This is a genomic window from Enterobacter cloacae complex sp. IR5402, assembly GCF_049238125.1.
GTDB classification, from domain to species: domain Bacteria; phylum Pseudomonadota; class Gammaproteobacteria; order Enterobacterales; family Enterobacteriaceae; genus Enterobacter; species Enterobacter hormaechei_C.
The window spans coordinates 585,875-604,989 of sequence record NZ_JBMKHO010000002.1 but is presented as its reverse complement, the minus strand read 5'-3'; the positions used below and the strand labels follow the sequence as shown (position 1 = coordinate 604,989).

The window sequence follows — 19,115 nt, the reverse complement described above, 5'->3', positions numbered from 1 at the left end:
CCCGACGCCGCCCTATTCCGCCGTTTCCACAAAGATCCCATCCGGGTGCCCCAGTTCGTTGAAGAACCAGATGCCGAGCGGGTAATCTTCCAGCGACACCAGATACATTGTGCCTTCATTAAACTCTTCTATTGCCAGAACCACGCCCGGGCGGCGCGGCCCACCGTCCGTTTTGACGGTTACCCGATCGTTGACCTTCATACATTCCTCCTGTGGTTTTGAGCCAGTGTAGAACAAATTACATTGCCTGGCATCGCCGCCTGGCGCGAATGGCGTTTTTGTGTGCGGTCTATACTTAGCTGTTGAGACGGTTAAATGAGGAGCCCGCCATGAAGACTGACAAAGAGTACAGCGACACCATTAAGCGTGAGGTTGAAGTGGATGTCGATGCCCTGCTTGCCGCCATCAATGAAATTAGTGAGTCCGAAGTTCATCGCGCGGAGGATAATTCAGACCGTGTCGTGGTCAATGGTCGGGATTACCATACCTACCGTGAACTGGCTGAAGCATTCGAGCTGGATATCCATGACTTTAGCGTCTCGGAGACGAACCGCTAAGACGAAAAAAATCCCGGTCAAGGGGATGACCGGGATCAAACTTGCTTATGCAAGAAGCACTTGTAAATTCGTTACACCAGGAAATCTGATGCAGGTAAGACATTATCCCCAACAGAATTGTCTTACAAGCATATATTCTCTTAGCGAATATTATATTTTATACATGTGAATTTTGGTTATGAGTATAAACCTGCGCCGCGTGTGGGTTTGTCGGGATCGTTTCCACTTAAACGGCGCTTCAATGCCTATTTTTTTTAAGATTTTTCTTAGGAAAAATCATCATCCGGGAGACATTATGCCTTCGCTTGAGGAGACTCTTCTTGTCTTTACCGACCTCGACGGCACGCTGTTGGATTTTCACACCCTTGACTGGCAGCCTGCGGCCCCGTGGCTGGAAAAATTAATGGATGAACAGATACCGGTCATTCTGTGCAGCAGCAAAACCGCGTCCGAGATGGATGACATCCAGCAGGAACTGGGGCTTGGCGGGCTGCCCTACATTGCGGAAAACGGCGCGGTGATCCAGCCTGACGTACGGTGGGAAAACGCCGCACGGTTCATCTCAGAAAAGAAGCATGACGAGATCCGGCAGTGTATTGCCCGGGTACGCCAGGAGATGCATCTGAAATTCACCACCTTCGATGATGTGGACGAGCACGTAGTCGCCGAATGGACCGGGCTGAGCCGTCCCCGTTCGGTGCTTGCGCGCAAGCACGAGGCTTCCGTGACGCTGATCTGGCGTGACAGTGATGAACAAATGAGATACTTTGCCGCCGAACTCGCCCGGCAGCGGCTGAAGATCGTCCAGGGTGCACGCTTCTGGCATATTCTGGACACCTGCTGCGGCAAAGACGTGGCGGTTCACTGGCTTGTGGACCAGTATCGCCTGCACGAGGGCTACGAACCGACGACGCTGGGCCTGGGCGACGGCCCCAATGATGCCCCGCTGCTGGACAGCGTAGGCTTCGCCGTGGTGGTGAAAGGCTTCAACCGGGAGGGTATCAGCCTTATAAACAACGATCCAGCCCGGGTTTATCACACTCAGCACACCGGGCCGACCGGCTGGTGCGAGGGACTTGATTACTTTTTGAGGTGATCTTGCCAGATGACCCGGTTACGCCCGCGCTGTTTCGCCTCATACAGACGCGCATCGGCGGTGGATTGCAGATTTTCGAAGTGATAATTGCCCTTCTCCTGCGCACCAGAGACGCCAAACGACGCACTCACGCGCAGGGTGGTACTTTTCTTAATCAGAATCTCTTTGCTGTCGATACGCTCGCGGATCTGCTCTGCGACTTCCGCCGCCTCTTCAAGCGTCATGCCGGGCAGCACCACACAGAACTCTTCCCCCCCGACGCGTCCGGCAATATCTTTATCACGGAGGGTGCTGGCAATCAGCCCCGCGGCATGGGACAACACCTTATCACCCGCCTGATGCCCGAACCGATCATTGATACTCTTGAAACAGTCAAGATCGATCTGAATGACCGAGAAAGGCAGCGACTGCTGTTCACACTGCTTCGCCAGTATTTTCGCCTGATCAAACAGCGATCCACGATTATTCAGCCGGGTCAGGGGGTCATGCCAGGCCTGCCATTGCAGCGAGTTCTGCATCGAATACATATTACTGACCATGCGCCGGATCACCAGCCATGAGATGAGCAGCATCGCGGTGAACAGCGCCCAAAGCAATGCCAGCACAATGCTGATGCTACCGAAATCGCCGCGCACCCCTTCATCCAGGGTGTGCACGCGCAGGATGACGCCATCAAAATGGTCAAGACGCTCCCAGCTGACAAAACGACTCCCCAGACGAATGCCGCCTTCGGAATCCGATTCTATCGCGTGCGCTATTTGGGCTAATTCGCGCGCGTCAAAATGATTAACGTCCACAGCAGGTGACTCAGATGTCGCAAGCAGGGTAAGCCGGCTGTCATACAGCTGGTATTCCCCTTCCGGGTTATCGCCCACGGCTTCCACCAGCAGGCGACGCAGGGTGGCAAAGGTGAAATCCATCGCCACCACGCCATACCAGACGTGATGGTAATAAACCGGCACGCTGGCGGTAATCAGCGGCTTTTTGCCCACAAAGGAGGAAGGCGGCGAGATAAACCAGCGCACGGCACGCGCACGGTTTTCACGCTCGGACTGTTGGGTAAACCAGGGCTGAGTGACCAGATGATAATAGCGCTGCACGATATCGCTGGAATTTCCCGGCGTATCCGTTTCCAGAAAGAATCCGGCGCGAGAGACATAAATCACGCGCTCTTCGTTGCGGGAAGGGCTGGATGCCAGACGCAGTAAATACCCCACTTCAAGCGCCGCGGACAATTCATTATCAAGGTACTCATCATCACGGTTCAGAAGAGTGGTCTTTTCAACGAAGGCATCCGAAACACCGTTGATCGGTAATGTGCGCCGTTTATCAACCGCAATTTGCCAGGTGGGAGACGTGCGCAAATGCGCAAAACGCTTTACCGCATCATGCAGCGCGCCAAACGCCAGCGGCGTTTCCAGCGCATCATGCATGCTGTGGCGAAAAAACAGCATTTTATCGACGCTGAACTGAAGCTGTCTGTCCAGCGCACTGGCAACCGTTTCCAGATGGTTACGCTGGCTGGAGATATAAGCATCTTCCAGTACCACAACTTCGCGCCAGGTCAGGAGAGTGGAAAAAATCAGGACAACGATAAAACAGAGGTTAACAATCAAACGGGGATTGCTACGCTTATGCAGCCACTGCAAAAAAGATTGTTTTACAACAAAGGTATCGTGCTGCACACACACTCCCTGATTGTCGCTCACCATCCGATATGATAAGTCTTCTGCCAGTAAAAACGCCCGGCAAGGCCGGGCGTTGTGTGATTAAGCCTTGTCGCGTTTTGGCCTTTTATTAGCAGGCTGAAGCTCGTCTTCACGAAAAGCCTCCCGCTTAATGCCGTATCCATCATGCCACCGACACTCCACCATTCCGCTGGAATACCCGGTGACGATCATGCCTGGACCACCATTTTTAGGCTTAACTTCATCACTGATCAAAAAGACCATACCTGCCTCCTGTATCAGGGTGAAACGTTTTCAATTTAGACGAGGAATAGTCTTTTTGCACCCGGGGTCAGCAATAATTAATGCGATTTCCCGCGTACTTTTTCAACCAGCTTAACAACGGCTACCACAATCAGACCGACGATAAAGCCCAGCACGAGGTTAAGCAGTGTGGGCAGGATCGCAGCGACTACCGCTCCCTGGCCTGACGCAAAATGTTCAATCATGTGATGCAGCGAAGCAACACCGTGCACGATAATTCCGCCGCCGACCAGGAACATTGCCAGGGTTCCCACCACCGATAAGGTTTTCATCAGCCACGGCGCTACCACCAGCAGGCTTTTCCCGATGCCGCGCGCAATTGCGCTGGATTTTTTTTCCAGCCAGAATCCGATATCGTCCAGCTTGACGATCAGCCCGACCAGACCATAAACCCCTATCGTCACGAGGATCGCAATGCCGGACAGGATCAGCACCTGGTTCATCAGAGGGGCTTCTGAGACGATCCCCAGCGTAATCGCCACAATTTCGGCCGAGAGGATGAAGTCAGTACGGATCGCGCCTTTGACCTTATCGCGCTCGAACGTTTTTGGATCCTGCGCGGCCAGCGCTTCCAGACGCTGCTGGCGCATTTCCGGGGTGTCTTTCTCTTTGCGTGCAGCGAACATATGCAACACTTTTTCGGCACCCTCGAAGCACAGGAACGCCCCGCCAATCATCAGCAGGGGCGTAATGGCCCAGGGTATAAAGGCGCTAATCAGCAACGCCAGCGGAACGAGGATCACCTTGTTAATAAAGGACCCTTTCGCTACGCCCCACACCACCGGCAACTCACGGTTCGCCCGCACGCCGCTGACCTGCTGCGCGTTCAACGACAAATCATCTCCCAGTACCCCGGCGGTTTTTTTCGCCGCCAGTTTTCCCATAACCGAAATGTCATCCAGCAAGGTGGCGATATCATCCAGCAATGTTAATAAGCTACTTCCTGCCAAAATCTCTATCCTTCTTTTTTTGCTAATTAAGTGAATAGTATGGAACAAAACTCACCGCCCGGAAACAGGCACCTCACGTCAACAAAAATTTCACATTAACTACACAATTAAAGCACTCGCCAGCCCGATAGTTTTGGCGTTAACTATGAGCGAACTTTTTATTTCGTCGTGAGGGACTATGCGTTTTCGGCATTTATTACCGCTCATTGGAGCACTCTTTTCTCTTTATATCATCTGGGGATCCACCTATTTTGTCATTCGTATAGGCGTGGAAAGCTGGCCCCCGCTGATGATGGCCGGTATTCGTTTCCTTACGGCCGGCGTGCTGCTGATGGCATTTTTATTGCTGCGCGGCCATAGGCTACCGCCGCTGCGTCCCTTGCTTAACGCCGCTCTGATTGGCCTGCTGCTGCTGGCGGTGGGCAATGGCGCGGTAACCGTCGCCGAGCACCAGAACGTACCGTCGGGCATCGCCGCCGTGGTCGTCGCGACCGTGCCGCTGTTTACGCTCTGCTTTAGTCGTCTCTTCGGGATCCGCACCCGTAAGCTCGAATGGCTGGGCATCGCGATTGGGCTTGTGGGTATCATCCTGCTGAACAGCGGCGGTAACCTGAGCGGGAACCCCTGGGCTGCCGTTCTGATCATGATCGGCTCCATGAGCTGGGCCTTCGGCTCGGTCTACGGTTCCCGCATCGAGCTGCCTTCCGGGATGATGGCGGGTGCCATTGAGATGCTCGCGGCAGGCATTGTGCTGCTGATGGCCTCCGCGTTGACGGGTGAAAAACTGACGGCGATGCCAGACCTTTCAGGTTTCCTGGCCGTCGGGTATCTGGCGCTGTTTGGCTCCATTATCGCCATTAACGCCTATATGTACCTGATCCGCAACGTCTCACCGGCGGTTGCCACCAGCTACGCCTACGTTAACCCGGTGGTGGCCGTGCTGCTGGGTACCGGTTTTGCGGGCGAAGTGCTGTCGACGATTGAATGGCTGGCGCTGGGCGTGATTGTCTTTGCCGTGGTGCTGGTCACGCTGGGTAAATATTTGCTGCCCGCGAAACCGATTGTTACGACGTGTGAGGTGGAGAAACCGTGATCGGGTGAATGCCCTGGGTATCGATCTGCGCGGCCTGACCGCCGCCGCAGATCCACTCTTCCAGCCGCTCCGTCAGTTCCACGTCATTCAGCTTCATTCTTCCGCGCAGCGCGCACTCCCAGACAATCAGCACCCGCCAGCCCTGAGCGTAAAGCTGCGAAACATCGCGTTTATCACGCTCGACGTTCCTGCCAATTTTGTCCAGCCAGAAGTCGGTGCGTGTCGCCGGGACTTTAAACAGATAGCAGTCATGATGATGCCAGAAACAGCCGTGGGTAAAGATGATGCACTGGTACGCCTCGATGACGAAATCAGGACGCCCGGCAAGCGTGGCATCCTGAACCCTGAATTCAAACCCGACGGCGGTCAGGAGGCCCGCGATCCGTTTTTCGATCGCGGTATCACGCGTGCCGATGGCACGCATGTTTTTACTGCGCGTGGCCTTATTGTGAACGTCCGCCATTGACGGCCTCACTCTGACGAAGCTGAACGGCCTTGCTGATACGTGAGGCCAGCAGTTTAGCTACGGCGGCAAAGGCGGGCACTACCACCGAGTTGCCAAACTGACGATAGGCCTGGGTGTCCGACACGGGGATGCGAAAACTGTAGCCCTGCGGCGTCTCAAAGCCCATTAAGCGAGCGCACTCGCGCGGCGTTAAGCGCCGCGGTCGGTGCTGTTGGTTCTGTGGATCGTCGAAATCTTTTTCGCCCAGCGCCTTATCCCAGCCCCGATCGATAAGAATTTCCGCGCCATCTTTGTAATAGCGCGCCGACAGCGTACGCGTCACGCTGTCAGGATTAAGCGGATTGACCATGCCAAACCCAAAGCCATTGCCTTTGGCCTGATGCTTTTTGGCATAGCGATAGAGGTATTTCCACAGCACCGGGGTCAGAATGAATTTCGCATCGACGGCCGGCTCCAGCAGATCGGCCACCGTCGGGCGGCGCGCCGGATACAGCGAAGGCAAATCACGCAGCGTAAAATCGCCTTTCAGGTTGAGATCGCGGCGGAAGCCCACCAGCACAATACGTTCGCGGTGCTGTGGCAGGAAGTGTTTGCCGTCGATAATTTTCGGATCGTCCGGCCCCATATCCTCTGCATCCGCCACGTCGTAACCCAGTTCATCCAGCGTTTGCATGATAATGCGGAAGGTTTTGCCGCCGTCATGACTCTTTAAATTCTTGACGTTCTCCAGAACAAAAATTGCCGGGCGGCGGGCATCAATAATCCGGGCAACGTCAAAAAACAGTGTGCCCTGCGTATCACAGGCAAAGCCGTGTGCGCGTCCCAGCGCGTTCTTTTTCGACACGCCAGCCAGCGAGAACGGCTGACACGGAAAGCCTGCCAGCAGCACATCGTGCGCCGGAATGGTATTGCGAATGTGTTCGGCGGCCTCTTCATCGCTGACGCCAGTTTTGTGGCTCAGCGTGACATCACGAATATCCGCGTTGAACTGGTGCGCGTCGGGGTCGCAATACCAGTTGGCTTTATAGGTACGGACGGCATGTTTATTCCATTCACTGGTGAACACACACTGCCCGCCAATAGCTTCAAAGCCATGGCGAATGCCGCCGATACCGGCAAAGAGATCGATAAATCGAAAGGCATAATTCGGATGCGCAGCAGGAGGACGCGGCAGCAGGTTGCGCAGATAAAGGAACTCGCCGTCGCTCAGGCGGTGCCCTGCCCTGTCGCTTATCAGCAACCGCTTGAGTATCGCCGGGCTCCAGTGACTCTCGCCATGGGCCACCAGCTGGTTTGCCAGCGTTTTAGCATCATACATTTCCAGCAGCTGACGCAGGAGTGCCTGCACGGCTGCCGTTGATTTCTCAACCCGCTCAGGCGCGGGCACAGTCACTGATCGATTTTCCTGCATTCTCTTAACCGGACAATAAAGACAGAAAACAGAGTACCACAGTTCAGGATCGCACACTGCGACGGAAATGGGTCAATATCTGGCTGTCGGTTCCGAGGTAATCGCCCTGTAATTCGGCACTCAGCTTCGCCATAAACTGGATCAGAAAATCGGCATTGTGACGCGCAAGTTTGCGCCCCCGCGCGGTTTGCATAGTGTCCGGCAGGCGCAGGAGTTTGGTCTGAAAGTGGTCGAGCGCGAAGGCTTTATCATCCAGCGCTCGTGTTACGGCGAACGGGTCGTCGGCATCAAACAGCGCGGCGCCCAGCGCACCGGAGACGGCAAAGACGCGCGCCAGGCCGATAGCGCCTAACGCCTCCAGCCGGTCGGCATCCTGCACAATTTTGGCCTCCAGGCTTTGCGGCGCGATACCGGCACTGAAGCTGTGCGCTTCAATAGCATGCTCAACGGCTGCATAACGATCCGGCGGAAAATCAGGAAAGTCGCGACTGAGGATCTCGCGCGTTTTTCGCGCTGCCAGCCGCGAGGAGTGGCTACGTTCCGGGTGATTTTTCGGCAGGCTGACAATGTCATGGAAGTAGCATGCGGTCAACACAACCAGCGGATCGCTATCCTCGTCAGCCATAATACCCTGCGCCGTCATCCAGACGCGGCGAAAATGGGCGATATCGTGCGCCGCATCATCAGTAAAATGATTTTCGTCGAGCCAGCGCTCATAACGGTGCTGCCACTGCGCAAGTTCCATCATCCCATCCTGTTGCTCAAAAGAGAGTGAATTATAATACATCCGAATCAAAATCTTTAATAAATAGAATTGCGAAATACTTAATAATAATTACCCGCTATATTTTCAATTAATTAATTCACATGAAAAATAAAGAGATAAAAAGAAATATTTTGTAATATTTTTACCAGTTTAATTACATTTATTTTTGAACCTAAATAATAATCCATAGAATAGTATCAGCCATGTAGTTACGGAGGGTAATTACATATATTCAGACAATTTATATTTAAAGGGAATATATAATGAAAAGAAAAGTTCTGGCAATACTTGTACCCGCGTTATTAATGGCTGGCGCAGCAAATGCAGCGGAAATGTATAACAAAAACGGCAACAAAGTTGACCTGTACGGTAAGGTTGATGCGCGTCATACCTTCTCCGACAACCCAGGCGACGACGGCGATGAAACCTATGTACAGGTGGGTTTCAAAGGCGAAACGCAGATCACGAACGACCTGACAGGTTACGGCCAGTGGGAATATAAAACCTACGCTAACGATACCGAAGGCGCAGGCGACACCTCTTTTAACCGTCTGGCCTTTGCTGGCCTGAAATACGGAGAATATGGCTCATTCGATTATGGCCGTAATTACGGCGTCGTGTATGACGTTGAAGCCTGGACCGATATGCTGCCGGTATTTGGTGGCGACTCCTATACCTGGACCGACAACTATATGGTTGGCCGTACTAACGGTGTGGCGACCTACCGTAATAATGACTTCTTCGGTCTGGTCGATGGCCTGAACTTTGCGCTGCAATACTAGGGTGCTAACGAAGGTGCTAACGCAAATGAAAATCAGGAAGGCACCAAAAACGGTCATGATGATGTTCGTTTCCAGAACGGCGACGGCTTCGGTATGTCTACCACCTATGACTTCGATTTCGGCCTGACGCTGGGTACGGCTTATTCTTCCTCTGACCGTACTAACGACCAGGTCGCTTACGGCGCTGGCACCTATAACCGCTTCAGCAAATATGCTGGCGGTGAACGTGCGGAAGCGTGGACAATCGGCGCTAAATACGATGCTAATGATGTCTATCTGGCCATGATGTATGCGGAAACCCGTAACATGACTCCGTACGGCAACGATGGCATCGCCAACAAAACCCAGAACTTTGAAGCCGTAGCACAGTACCAGTTTGACTTCGGTCTGCGTCCATCCCTGGCGTGGGTCTATTCTAAAGGCATCGATTTGGGTGGTAACGATTATCATCCAGGCAATGGTTATGACTATGTAGACCAGGATCTGGTTAACTATATCGACGTGGGCATGACCTACAGCTTCAACAAGAACTTCTCCACCTACGTTGATTATAAAATCAACCTGCTGGACGAAGATGATGCCTTCTACAATGACAACGGTATTTCTACCGATGACATCGTTGGCGTAGGCATGACCTACCAGTTCTAAGCACTATCAAAATTAAAGCCCGCGATGCGGGCTTTTTTTATTTGACACTGAAATGTTATGGCGCTTCCTGCAAGGCCAGGCGAACAAACCCGTTATTCTGCGCCAGCAATTCATGCGCTTTCCAGGCATTCAGACCCGTCAGCACCATCAGTACCGCCGTTTTGCACTGGTGGTTACAGCTTTCCAGCGCGGCCTTCGCCTGCGCCCGGCTACATCCCCCCGCTTCCATCACAATGGCAATTTGTCGTTCGGCCCATCTGGTGTTGCTTGCCTCCAGATCAACGCGCAGGTTGCTGTACACCCGTCCTGTCCGTACCGCCAGACCGGTGGTGATCATATGCAGGATCATGCTTTGCGCAATGCCTGCTTTAGCGTTGGTATACCCGGCCACCACATCCGCGCCCAGATCGGGAGCAATGACCATACTCGCCAGCTGCGCCGCTTCACTTTGCGCATCCTCCGTAATGAGCGCAACCGTTGAGCCCAGAGACCACGCATGACGCATCGCGCCCCATACCCATGGGGTTTTGCCGCTGACGGACAGCGCCAGCATCATGTCATGCTCGCCAAATTCTATCGTCTGAAGGTCGGCAACGCCGCTCGCGTAGCTTCCGGCGTTATCGCCTGCTGTCATCGCAATGACGGGGTGTTTGCCCGGCGCAAACGCTTCTGCCGCCTGCTCAGCCACGCGTCCGGACGCGCCCGCGCCGGTCAGCACCAGACGTCCGCCGTGGCTAAGCGTCGCCGCCGCGTTATCCACCACGCGGGCCAGCATACTTAAGTGTGGGGTAAGTGCAGAAGAGATTTGCGCGTCATCCTGGTGTATGACATTAAGCATATCCAGCGTCGATAATCTGTCGATGTTCATCGTGCTGGCGTGCCGTCTTTCCCTGGCCGTACCGGTAAGCATAATGCTCATAAACTGCCTCCTTATTATGAGTACCCACACACTATAAAGTGTTTTATATAGGTCACCTGAGAGGAGGCTCACGAAACGCCTCTCTTTACATGGCTTTATGAAACGCCCGTCATCAGCGATAATTAGCCCTTTCTTTTTCATCGCGGAGTGTTAATGAGCGATTTGCAGCCTTTCCCCCCGACGCGCAAGCGCCCTATGAAGCTGAATACGCTGGTTACGCTGATGGTGTGCGCGATTATCGGCTCGGTGCTGCTGGTGGTCTTCGCGCTCTACTCTGTGCAGATCACCCGCGCCACGCGCGATGACGTGAAAGATACCGCGCTGGGTATCGCCCGGACGCTGGCCGACAGCCCGGAGATCAAGCGTGGCCTGATGGAATCGCCGCAGGCTGGCATCATCCAGCCGCTAGCCGAGGCGGTGACGAAGCGCAACGACCTGTTGTTTACCGTGGTCACCGACCTGCGTGGGATCCGCTATTCCCATCCAAACGAAGCGCTGTTAGGTTTGCATTTTATTGGCGACGATCTGACGCCCGCCCTGGAAGGGAAAGAGAATGTCTCCGTTAACCGCGGTGCGCTCGCGGAAGCGCTGCGCGTCTTTACGCCCGTGTATGACGACCAGCACGACCAGATCGGCGTGGTGGTGGTGGGTATTTCGCTGAATAAAGTTGAAGATCAGATTGCCCGCGGGCGGCTCAACGCCGTGTGGACCATCTTATTCAGCGTTCTGATGAGCTCGGTGGCGATATGGGGTCTGGTCCGGGTGCTGAAGCGTATCCTCTTCGGGCTGGAGCCTTACGAGATCTCAGCCCTCTTTGAGCAGCGCCAGGCCATGTTGCAGTCCCTGCGCGAAGGCGTGATGGCCGTGGATATGCACGGGCGCGTGACGATGATTAACCACACCGCCAGAGAGATTTTGCTCCTGAGCTCGGGTGAGCACTCCGAGAGCAGCGGCGAACCACTGCTGGCCAGCCTGCGGGAAGTGGCGAAAACCGGCATTGCTCGCCAGGATCAGGAGATCGGCTGTAACGGACGGCTACTGCTGTGCAACATGGTCCCCGTGAAAAGCCAGAATCAGGTGATCGGGGCAATCAGCACCTTCCGCGATAAGACCGAAATCAGCCAGTTAATGCAGCGTATCGATGGCATGGTCAACTATGTTGATGCCCTGCGCTCCCATACGCATGAGTTTATGAACAAGCTGCACGTGATCCTCGGCCTGCTGCACATGAAGCGCTACGATAAGCTGGAGGAGTACATCATCCAGACCGCGCAGAATTATCAGACGGATATCGGCGCGATACAGCGCAAAGTTAAATCGCCGGTCATTGCGGGTTTCCTGCTGGGTAAAATTAACCGCGCCAAAGAGGCCGGAGTGACCCTGACGCTGGCGGAGGAGAGTCAGCTTCCTGACACCGCCAATGAAGAGCAGGTTGCGGTGCTGATCACCGTGCTGGGCAATTTAATCGAAAATGCCCTTGATGCGATGGAAGGCCAGCCGGAAGGCGAGATCGGCCTGCTGCTGCATTATCAGAACGGCTGGCTGAGCGGTGAGGTCAGCGATGACGGTCCCGGTATTGATCCCGAGCGGCTGGAGGCTATTTTTACAAAGGGCTACTCAACAAAAGGTGAAAACCGCGGCGTTGGGCTGTTCCTTGCGCGTCAGCAGATCCAGAATCTGGGCGGAGATATTACCGTCGAGTCTGAACCTGGCGTATTTACCCAATTTTTTGTTCAGATCCCCTGGGATAGCGAGAGGAATATCGCGTGATAAATGTGTTAATTGTCGATGATGACGCCATGGTAGCCGACCTCAACCGTCTGTATGTTAACCGCGTTGAGGGTTTTAGCTGCTGCGGCGTCGCTTCCACGCTCAACCAGGCCGAGGCGTTGATCGCCAACCCAGGCCAGCCGATCGATCTGGTGCTGCTGGATGTCTATATGCAGCAGGATAACGGGCTGGATCTGCTGCCCATCATTCGCGCGTCGGGCCGCCCGATTGACGTCATCATGATCTCGTCGGCCTCCGACGCCGCAACAATCCAGACGTCCATGCACTATGGCGTGGTGGATTACCTGATTAAACCGTTCCAGTTCCCGCGTTTTGAAGAGGCGCTGAACGGCTGGAAGGCAAAGCGCAGCCTGATGGGATCGCATCAGTATTATGAACAGGCCGACGTCGACAGGCTGATCCACGGCGGCGCGCCGGAGCTGGCTGACAGCAAAAAATTACCGAAAGGCCTAACGCCGCAGACGCTGCGCACCATTTGCCAGTGGATCGACAGCCATCCGGAGATAGAATTTTCCACCGACGATCTGGCGAATGCGGTCAACATTTCCCGCGTCTCCTGCCGCAAGTACCTGATCTGGCTGGCGCAAATTAATATCCTGTTCACCAGCATTCATTACGGCGCTACCGGCCGACCGGTATATCGCTACCGTTTGCAGCCGGAACAGGTCGGACTGCTCAAACAGTACTGCCAGTAATTCGGTAGCTGTCGTCCAGAAGGGTAAAACGGAAGTGGTGCATCGAGGAGATCACCACTTCTTTTGTTTTGGTGACAAAGATGGCTTCAATATCGGGGCGCGAACGCAGCGCGGCGCAGCCCTTTTCCACACCCATGCCGTAGATCAGCGTGGTCCAGATATCGCCGTCGAGAGAGTCTGGCGAAATAATCGTCACGCTGTCCAGTTCGTTATCCAGCGGGTAGCCGGTGCGCGGGTCAAGTATGTGGTGATAACGTTTGCCGTTCTGCTCGAAATAGCGCTCATAGGTGCCTGACGTCACCACCGACCGGTTCTCTACCGTCATAGCGCCAATCAGCGCGTCACCGGCGAACGGTTTTTTCAGGCCGACGCGCCAGCCGCCCTCCGGCGAACCTAACGTCTGGACGTTGCCGCCAAGGTTGATCAGCCCAAGTTCAACGCCCTCTTTATGCAGGTGATCCCGCACCCTGTCGGCGATATAGCCTTTAGCAATAGCACCCAGATCGATCTCCATTCCCTGGCGAGTAAGAAACACGCTGCTATTGGCTTCATCCAGCACCACGTCCGCAGGATCCGTGATGCCCAACAAGGCGGCGATCTCGTCCGCGGGCGGTACCGCGTCCCCCTTAAAGCCAATTTTCCAGCATTTCACCAGCGGGCCGATCGCCAGGTTAAAGGCGCTGTCTTTAAGCAGGCTTGCCGCTTTCGCGCAGCGGATCAGCTCAAACACCGGACGACTGACGGCAACCGGATGCTGACCAGCCGCATGGTTGATGTCCATTACCTGGGAGTGCGCACGGTTAACGGTGAGCAGATCCTCGTACTGTTTGATCAGGCGAAACACGCGGGAGGCAAGCGCTTCGTCATGGGAAAAGAGTTTCAGGAGTATGGGCGAGCCCATCAGAACGGCGGAGTAGCTGTAAACGCGATGGCTATCAGGCATTGCATGAGTCCTCAGGTGTAGCCCCGGCAGGCACCGCGCCGCCGGGGAAACAGGAGCCTTACCGTGTTTTCGAACGCATAGCCGCCTGATGTCCTGCAAGCGTACCAAAAATAATGATATCTGCCACCGCATTACCGCCGATGCGGTTACCGCCGTGGATGCCCCCGACCACCTCACCCGCAGCAAACGCTCCCTGCAATACGTTGTGGTTGCTGTCCAGCACGCAGGTATCGGTATTGATGGTCACGCCGCCCATGGTGTGGTGAACCCCTGGGGCAATCTGAATGGCGTAGAACGGCCCTTCGTTGATTGGCGCACGCAGCGCGGTGGTGCGGCCGAAATCATCATCGTGCTGTTTCTCCACAAAGCCGTTGTAGCGTTCCAGCGTTGCCAGGAACTGGTGGTGATCCATCCCCAGCGCTTCCGCCAGGGCTTTTGGCGAACTGGCGCTGGTAACAAACCCTTTCGCGATGTACTCATCCGCGGCTTTATTTTTGACGCGAACATGCTCGTCAAAGACGATGTAAGCGTATTTCTCCGGCAGCGCGATGATTGACGCCGAGACTTTATCGCGGGTCTCCATTTCGTTAAAGAATCGGTTGCCCTGCTGGTTTACCAGAATCGCCCCGCCGCCGCGGATGGATTCGGAAATCAGATACGACGTTTTCTGCTCAACGGTTGGGTGGATCTGAATTTCGCCCATATCCACTGTGCCCGCACCGATACGCTCCAGCAGCGCGATACCGCCCCCGGTCGCCCCTTTGTGGTTAGTGGTAACGAACCCTGCCAGATCCGGACGGTATTTCACCACCATCTCGCTGTTGGCGCTGAAGCCGCCCGTTGCGACAATCACGCTTTTGGTTGCCACGGTGAGGGTTTCGTTCTCTTCGGTGGTCAGACGCACGCCGGTCACTTCGCCGTTTTCGAAGATGATGTCGCTCACGGAGGTATCCAGCATCACCTCGATGTTGCGCTTGTTGACGTTACGCACCAGGCCGCTGATCAGATACCCGCCCACTGCGGAACCGTCTTTAGGACGGTGCGTACGGTCGATGCTCATCCCGCCGGTGGTGGTGATGTCGTTCAGCATAATGCCGCGCGTTGCCAGCCATTCGATGGCCTGCGGCGCGTTCTCGACAAAGCGACGCAGCAGTTCAGGGTTGTTCTTGTTGCCACCGCCTTTCAGGCTTTCCTGGTAGAACAGCTCTTTGCTGTCCTGAATACCTTTCACGCGCTGGAAGCGGGTCTCCGCCGCGTTCATCCCGGCCGAGGCTTTAATGGTGTTCCCGCCGATGGTTGGCATTTTCTCGACGATCAGCACGCTCGCGCCTTCGTCATGCGCCTGAATCGCCGCCGCAAGACCGGCGCCGCCGCTGCCGACCACTACAACATCCACGCTTTTAGTCTCATTCGGGTCAGCGCCCTCTTCCGCTGCCAGCGCTTTGCTGGATTTCAGCATCGCCTTCGAGACCGCTTTTTTCACCGCCTCGCTTTGGCTGGTCGCGCCGGTGATAGCATCCACGTGCGGAGTGTTGGCATCAAGAATACGGGAGCGGATCTCTTCGAAGCTGGTGACAAACTCGACGTCTTCACTCGGGCCGGAGGCCAGTTCGATATCGGCAATACGATCGGTTTCGAGGCTGACGTTAATCACCAGTTCGTTAGCATCGTCCTGCACTTTTTCAATAAAGGTGCCCGGTTTGAATTTAGATTCGCCCATGCTCATGTCGCGGATCATCGCTTCCACCAGCGAGAAGCGCCACAGCGGTTCCGGGATGCTCAGTTCTTCGCGTCGGGTACTGTCCATAAACAGCTCCAGGCTTTCGCCCGCCGCGATGCGATCGGTCCAGTCCGGATAGGCGATGGTGGCACGACCAACGGCAATCAGGTCGTAACCGTGATCCAGCGCTTCATTCACATCCGTGGCATTCACCACGCCGCCAACGCCCATCACCGGTACCTGAGCTAGCGTGTCTGAGCGCATGGCGCAGTATTTTTCGATAAGTGGCGTCGGGTCCTGAGTATCGACGATAGAAGGACGCAGGGCGTCGCCAAGGGAAAAGTGGAGATAATCCACCCCGCGCGCGGCCAGTTTTTCCAGCAGATACAGGGTATCTTCGAAGCGAATGCCCGGGACTTCCAGCTCTTCCGGAGAGAAACGGTAGCCAATGATAAACGCGTCGTCCGCGTACTGGCGCACCATCTTGTGGGTAATGTCCAGCACCGCCAGCGGGAATTTCGCGCGGTTTTCGCGGCTGCCGCCCCACTCGTCGTCGCGCTGGTTGGAGTTCGGGGAGAAGAACTGCTGGATCAGATAGGTATTCGCCCCGTGGATTTCGACGCCGTCGAACCCGGCCTGAATTGCGCGGCGCACGGCTTCGCCAAACTTGCCGATCATGCCTTCCACCTCTTCCGCGGTCAGGGCAACCGGCGTGGCGGCACCGTCACGCGGCGCGGCAACGGCGCTTGGGCCAACCGGCGTGCGACCGCCGATCAGTTTTGGGTCGACCATACGGCCGCCGTGGTAGATTTGCAGCAGGGCTTTGGAGCCTTTTGACTTGATGACGTCAGCGATTTTTGCCAGCCCGGCGATTTTCTCGTCGTTATCAATGCCAATTGCGCCCGGGAACGCCAGGCCGAGATCGTCAACAAAACAGCACTCAACGATGATGGTGCCGATGCTGCCCGCGCGGGCGCGGTAGTACTCCACCAGCTCGCTGGTCACGGTGCCATCGTAATAACCGGTACAGGTTGTCATCGGGGCCATTAACAAACGGTTTTTCAGTTCAGTACCATTCGGTAATGTGAAGGGGCTTAAAATACGTTCGTTAGTGCTCATAATAGAAACTCCAAACTTTAAAAATTAAGAATTCGTTATCGGGATGATTTTTTTATTTCGTGTCTTTTGCCGATGTCATGATAGTAATATAAAGCTTTTTTTAGTTTCTAAAGCCATTACGTTAGTTAATAAACTATTTAATCCCTTCGATAACATTAATAACACATTGGTGTTAGCGGGAATGTTTCACTCGTTCACAATAATTTAAAAAAAGTTAAATCACAAAAGGTCAAACCAATACACCACAACTATCAAAAAACCAAATAAAACAACAACAAGCAAAAGCACCAAAATTTAAATGTTATAGTTTTGATACATAAAATGCGTAAAATCAGCGAATAACCACACTACTCAGAGTGGTTATTATAAAAAATATAAAAATAGCCATTCAGTTCCGTTTTTTTGATCGTGATCAATAGTTATGGCATTCAAAAGAGCAATATAAAAACATCATCATTTTTTATTTGGCGCAAACAAAAATGCGTTAAATCGCTATTACTGAAAACACAAAAACGCACCTTAAATAACTAAAAAAAGCAAAACGAATAAAGCAATCGAATTTGTGTTTTCGCTGTACGACGAATTTTTGACAACTTAAGACGTGAAACTATGAAAACAAAAACTGCTGTAACGCCTCCTGCGGCGAATCTGGCATCAAATGGAACAGCAAAACGCCTGCTGATGATGGCCCTGCCCGTCATTGTTGCCGTCCTGCTGTTGTTTGTTCCCGTTCCGGACGGGCTGCCGCCTTATGCGTGGCACTACTTCGCCATCTTTGTCGGCGTCATCGTCGGGTTAATTTTCGAACCGCTGCCGGGCGCCGTGATCGGTCTTACCGGCGTCGTGGCGATTGCGCTGTGCAGCCAGTGGGTGCTCTTTAGCCCGGAACAGCTGGCTGACCCAAAATTCAAGCTGGCGGGCGCCTCCTTTAAATGGGCGGTCAGCGGGTTTGGTAACTCCACCGTGTGGCTGATCTTCGGTGCCTTTATGTTTGCTGCGGGCTACGACAAAACCCGCTTCGGCCGCCGCCTGGCGCTGATACTGGTGAAATATCTGGGCCGTCGCAGCCTGACGCTCGGTTACGCCATTACCTTCGCAGACCTGCTGCTGGCCCCGTTTACCCCGTCCAATACCGCGCGCAGCGGTGGGACCATCTACCCGATCATCGCCAACCTGCCGCCGCTGTACGGTTCAAAACCCAACGACCCAAGCGCGCGCAAAATCGGTTCGTATCTGATGTGGGTGGCAATTACCGCGGCCTGTATCACCAGCTCGATGTTCCTTTCCGCTCTGGCACCTAACCTGCTGGCGCTGGCGCTGGTAAAAAGCACGGTCGGAATTGATATCTCATGGGGGACCTGGTTCCTCGCCTTCCTGCCGCTGGGTATTCTGCTGATCCTGACCATGCCGCTGCTGGCTTACTGGTTCTACCCGCCGGAAGTGAAGGTAAACAACGAAGTACCGTTGTGGGCGACCCGTGAACTGGAAAAACTGGGCAAACTGTCGCGCAATGAGATCCTGCTGCTGGTGTTCGTGTGCTGTGCGCTGCTGATGTGGATCTTCGCCGCGGCGTGGATTGAACCGGCCATGGCTGCCCTGCTGATCGTTGGCCTGATGCTGTGGACCGGCGTGCTGGAGTGGAACGATATCACCGGTAACAAAGCCGCGTGGAACACCTTCGTCTGGTTCGCCACCCTGGTGGCGCTGGCGGACGGCCTCTCCTCCACCGGCTTTATCAGCTGGCTGGGTAAAGAAGGCGGCCTGCTGATGAGCGGTATCTCTCCGGGTGTCGCCACCATCGTGCTGCTGCTGGCGTTCTACCTGCTGCACTACCTGTTTGCCAGCACCACCGCGCACACCACGGCGCTGCTGCCGGCGATGCTGACTATCGCCTCCACCATTCCGGGCATGAATATGGAAGTGTTCGTCCTGCTGATGGTGACCTCTTTGGGCGTGATGGGGATCATCACCCCCTACGGTACGGGTCCAAGCCCGATTTACTACGGTAGCGGTTACCTGCCAACCAAAGACTACTGGCGCCTCGGCACCATCTTCGGTGCCATCTTCCTGGCGGCCCTGCTGCTGATTGGTTACCCGTGGATGTCCATGATGTTCTGATTCCTGACCGCCGGACATATCCTCCGGCGGTTTTATTTTTGTGGAGCAAG

16 protein-coding genes and 1 pseudogene are annotated in these 19,115 nt (G+C 54.7%); 7 read left to right on the top strand and 10 right to left on the bottom strand.

All coding sequences use genetic code 11. The features are described 5' to 3' along the window. Positions 1-12: 12 nt before the first annotated feature. A complete protein-coding gene (gene dsrB, locus ACOTXL_RS05950) occupies positions 13-201 on the bottom strand; it encodes a protein DsrB (RefSeq protein WP_003859583.1) in 189 nt (62 codons plus the stop codon). A 128-nt stretch (positions 202-329) separates the two neighbouring features. On the opposite strand from dsrB, the gene yodD reads away from it, so the two are divergent. Both yodD and ACOTXL_RS05940 read left to right on the top strand, forming a co-directional pair. Next, the gene (gene yodD, locus ACOTXL_RS05945; protein WP_017383339.1) at positions 330-557 is read left to right on the top strand and encodes a YodD family peroxide/acid resistance protein; all 228 of its coding nucleotides are present in this window, start codon (positions 330-332) and stop codon (positions 555-557) included. Positions 558-852: 295 nt separating this feature from the next. Next, positions 853-1,653, top strand: coding sequence for a mannosyl-3-phosphoglycerate phosphatase-related protein (locus ACOTXL_RS05940; protein WP_045337583.1), 801 nt, complete (start codon positions 853-855; stop codon positions 1,651-1,653). Here ACOTXL_RS05940 and dgcQ read toward each other — a convergent pair. The 3 genes from dgcQ to ACOTXL_RS05925 form a co-directional block, all read right to left on the bottom strand. Further along, positions 1,638-3,338, bottom strand: coding sequence for a cellulose biosynthesis regulator diguanylate cyclase DgcQ (dgcQ, locus tag ACOTXL_RS05935; protein ID WP_045617695.1), 1,701 nt, complete (start codon positions 3,336-3,338; stop codon positions 1,638-1,640). The genes ACOTXL_RS05940 and dgcQ overlap by 16 nt on opposite strands. An 84-nt stretch (positions 3,339-3,422) precedes the next feature. Beyond that, a complete protein-coding gene (locus ACOTXL_RS05930; protein ID WP_045350308.1) occupies positions 3,423-3,605 on the bottom strand; it encodes a YodC family protein in 183 nt (60 codons plus the stop codon). A 77-nt stretch (positions 3,606-3,682) separates the two neighbouring features. Then, positions 3,683-4,594: a DUF808 domain-containing protein gene (locus ACOTXL_RS05925; protein WP_003859571.1), complete on the bottom strand. Its 912-nt coding sequence runs from the start codon at positions 4,592-4,594 to the stop codon at positions 3,683-3,685. Between the two features lie 178 nt (positions 4,595-4,772). On the opposite strand from ACOTXL_RS05925, the gene yedA reads away from it, so the two are divergent. Continuing rightward, entirely contained in the window at positions 4,773-5,687 is a 915-nt protein-coding gene (gene yedA, locus ACOTXL_RS05920; RefSeq protein WP_003859569.1) for a drug/metabolite exporter YedA, read from the top strand. On the opposite strand, the gene ACOTXL_RS05915 is transcribed toward yedA, so the two are convergent. Genes ACOTXL_RS05915 through ACOTXL_RS05905 form a run of 3 tightly spaced genes read right to left on the bottom strand, consistent with a single transcriptional unit; the run spans position 5,659 to position 8,309 of the window. After that, positions 5,659-6,150: a very short patch repair endonuclease gene (locus ACOTXL_RS05915; RefSeq protein WP_410031814.1), complete on the bottom strand. Its 492-nt coding sequence runs from the start codon at positions 6,148-6,150 to the stop codon at positions 5,659-5,661. The two genes, yedA and ACOTXL_RS05915, sit on opposite strands and share 29 nt — an antisense overlap. Further along, positions 6,131-7,564, bottom strand: coding sequence for a DNA cytosine methyltransferase (locus tag ACOTXL_RS05910; RefSeq protein ID WP_086531994.1), 1,434 nt, complete (start codon positions 7,562-7,564; stop codon positions 6,131-6,133). The genes ACOTXL_RS05915 and ACOTXL_RS05910 overlap by 20 nt, the downstream gene beginning before the upstream one ends. Positions 7,565-7,607: 43 nt before the next feature. Next, the gene (locus tag ACOTXL_RS05905; RefSeq protein ID WP_045350306.1) at positions 7,608-8,309 is read right to left on the bottom strand and encodes a phosphohydrolase; all 702 of its coding nucleotides are present in this window, start codon (positions 8,307-8,309) and stop codon (positions 7,608-7,610) included. Between the two features lie 284 nt (positions 8,310-8,593). On the opposite strand from ACOTXL_RS05905, the pseudogene ompC reads away from it, so the two are divergent. Continuing rightward, a pseudogene (gene ompC / locus ACOTXL_RS05900) lies at positions 8,594-9,760 on the top strand (porin OmpC). A 55-nt stretch (positions 9,761-9,815) separates the two neighbouring features. Here the strand turns inward: ompC and ACOTXL_RS05895 are convergent. After that, positions 9,816-10,679 carry an N-acetylmuramic acid 6-phosphate etherase gene (locus ACOTXL_RS05895; RefSeq protein ID WP_003859560.1) on the bottom strand — a complete coding sequence of 288 codons (864 nt, stop codon included), beginning with the start codon at positions 10,677-10,679 and terminating at the stop codon, positions 9,816-9,818. A gap of 153 nt (positions 10,680-10,832) precedes the next feature. Between ACOTXL_RS05895 and ACOTXL_RS05890 the strand changes: the two genes are divergently transcribed. Both ACOTXL_RS05890 and dcuR read left to right on the top strand, forming a co-directional pair. Beyond that, on the top strand, positions 10,833-12,449 hold the full coding sequence (locus ACOTXL_RS05890) for a sensor histidine kinase (RefSeq protein ID WP_045350305.1): 1,617 nt from the start codon (positions 10,833-10,835) through the stop codon (positions 12,447-12,449). Further along, positions 12,446-13,165, top strand: coding sequence for a two-component system response regulator DcuR (gene dcuR, locus ACOTXL_RS05885; protein WP_003859556.1), 720 nt, complete (start codon positions 12,446-12,448; stop codon positions 13,163-13,165). The genes ACOTXL_RS05890 and dcuR overlap by 4 nt, the downstream gene beginning before the upstream one ends. Here the strand turns inward: dcuR and ACOTXL_RS05880 are convergent. Together ACOTXL_RS05880 and ACOTXL_RS05875 are read right to left on the bottom strand one after the other, a co-directional pair. Beyond that, entirely contained in the window at positions 13,146-14,108 is a 963-nt protein-coding gene (locus ACOTXL_RS05880) for an FAD:protein FMN transferase (protein ID WP_045346621.1), read from the bottom strand. The genes dcuR and ACOTXL_RS05880 overlap by 20 nt on opposite strands. Positions 14,109-14,166: 58 nt before the next feature. Further along, positions 14,167-16,947 carry a flavocytochrome c gene (locus ACOTXL_RS05875; RefSeq protein ID WP_045350304.1) on the bottom strand — a complete coding sequence of 927 codons (2,781 nt, stop codon included), beginning with the start codon at positions 16,945-16,947 and terminating at the stop codon, positions 14,167-14,169. Positions 16,948-17,556: 609 nt separating this feature from the next. On the opposite strand from ACOTXL_RS05875, the gene ACOTXL_RS05870 reads away from it, so the two are divergent. Continuing rightward, positions 17,557-19,065, top strand: a complete 1,509-nt coding sequence (locus tag ACOTXL_RS05870) for an anion permease (protein ID WP_003859551.1) — start codon at positions 17,557-17,559, stop codon at positions 19,063-19,065. Positions 19,066-19,115 lie beyond the last annotated feature (50 nt).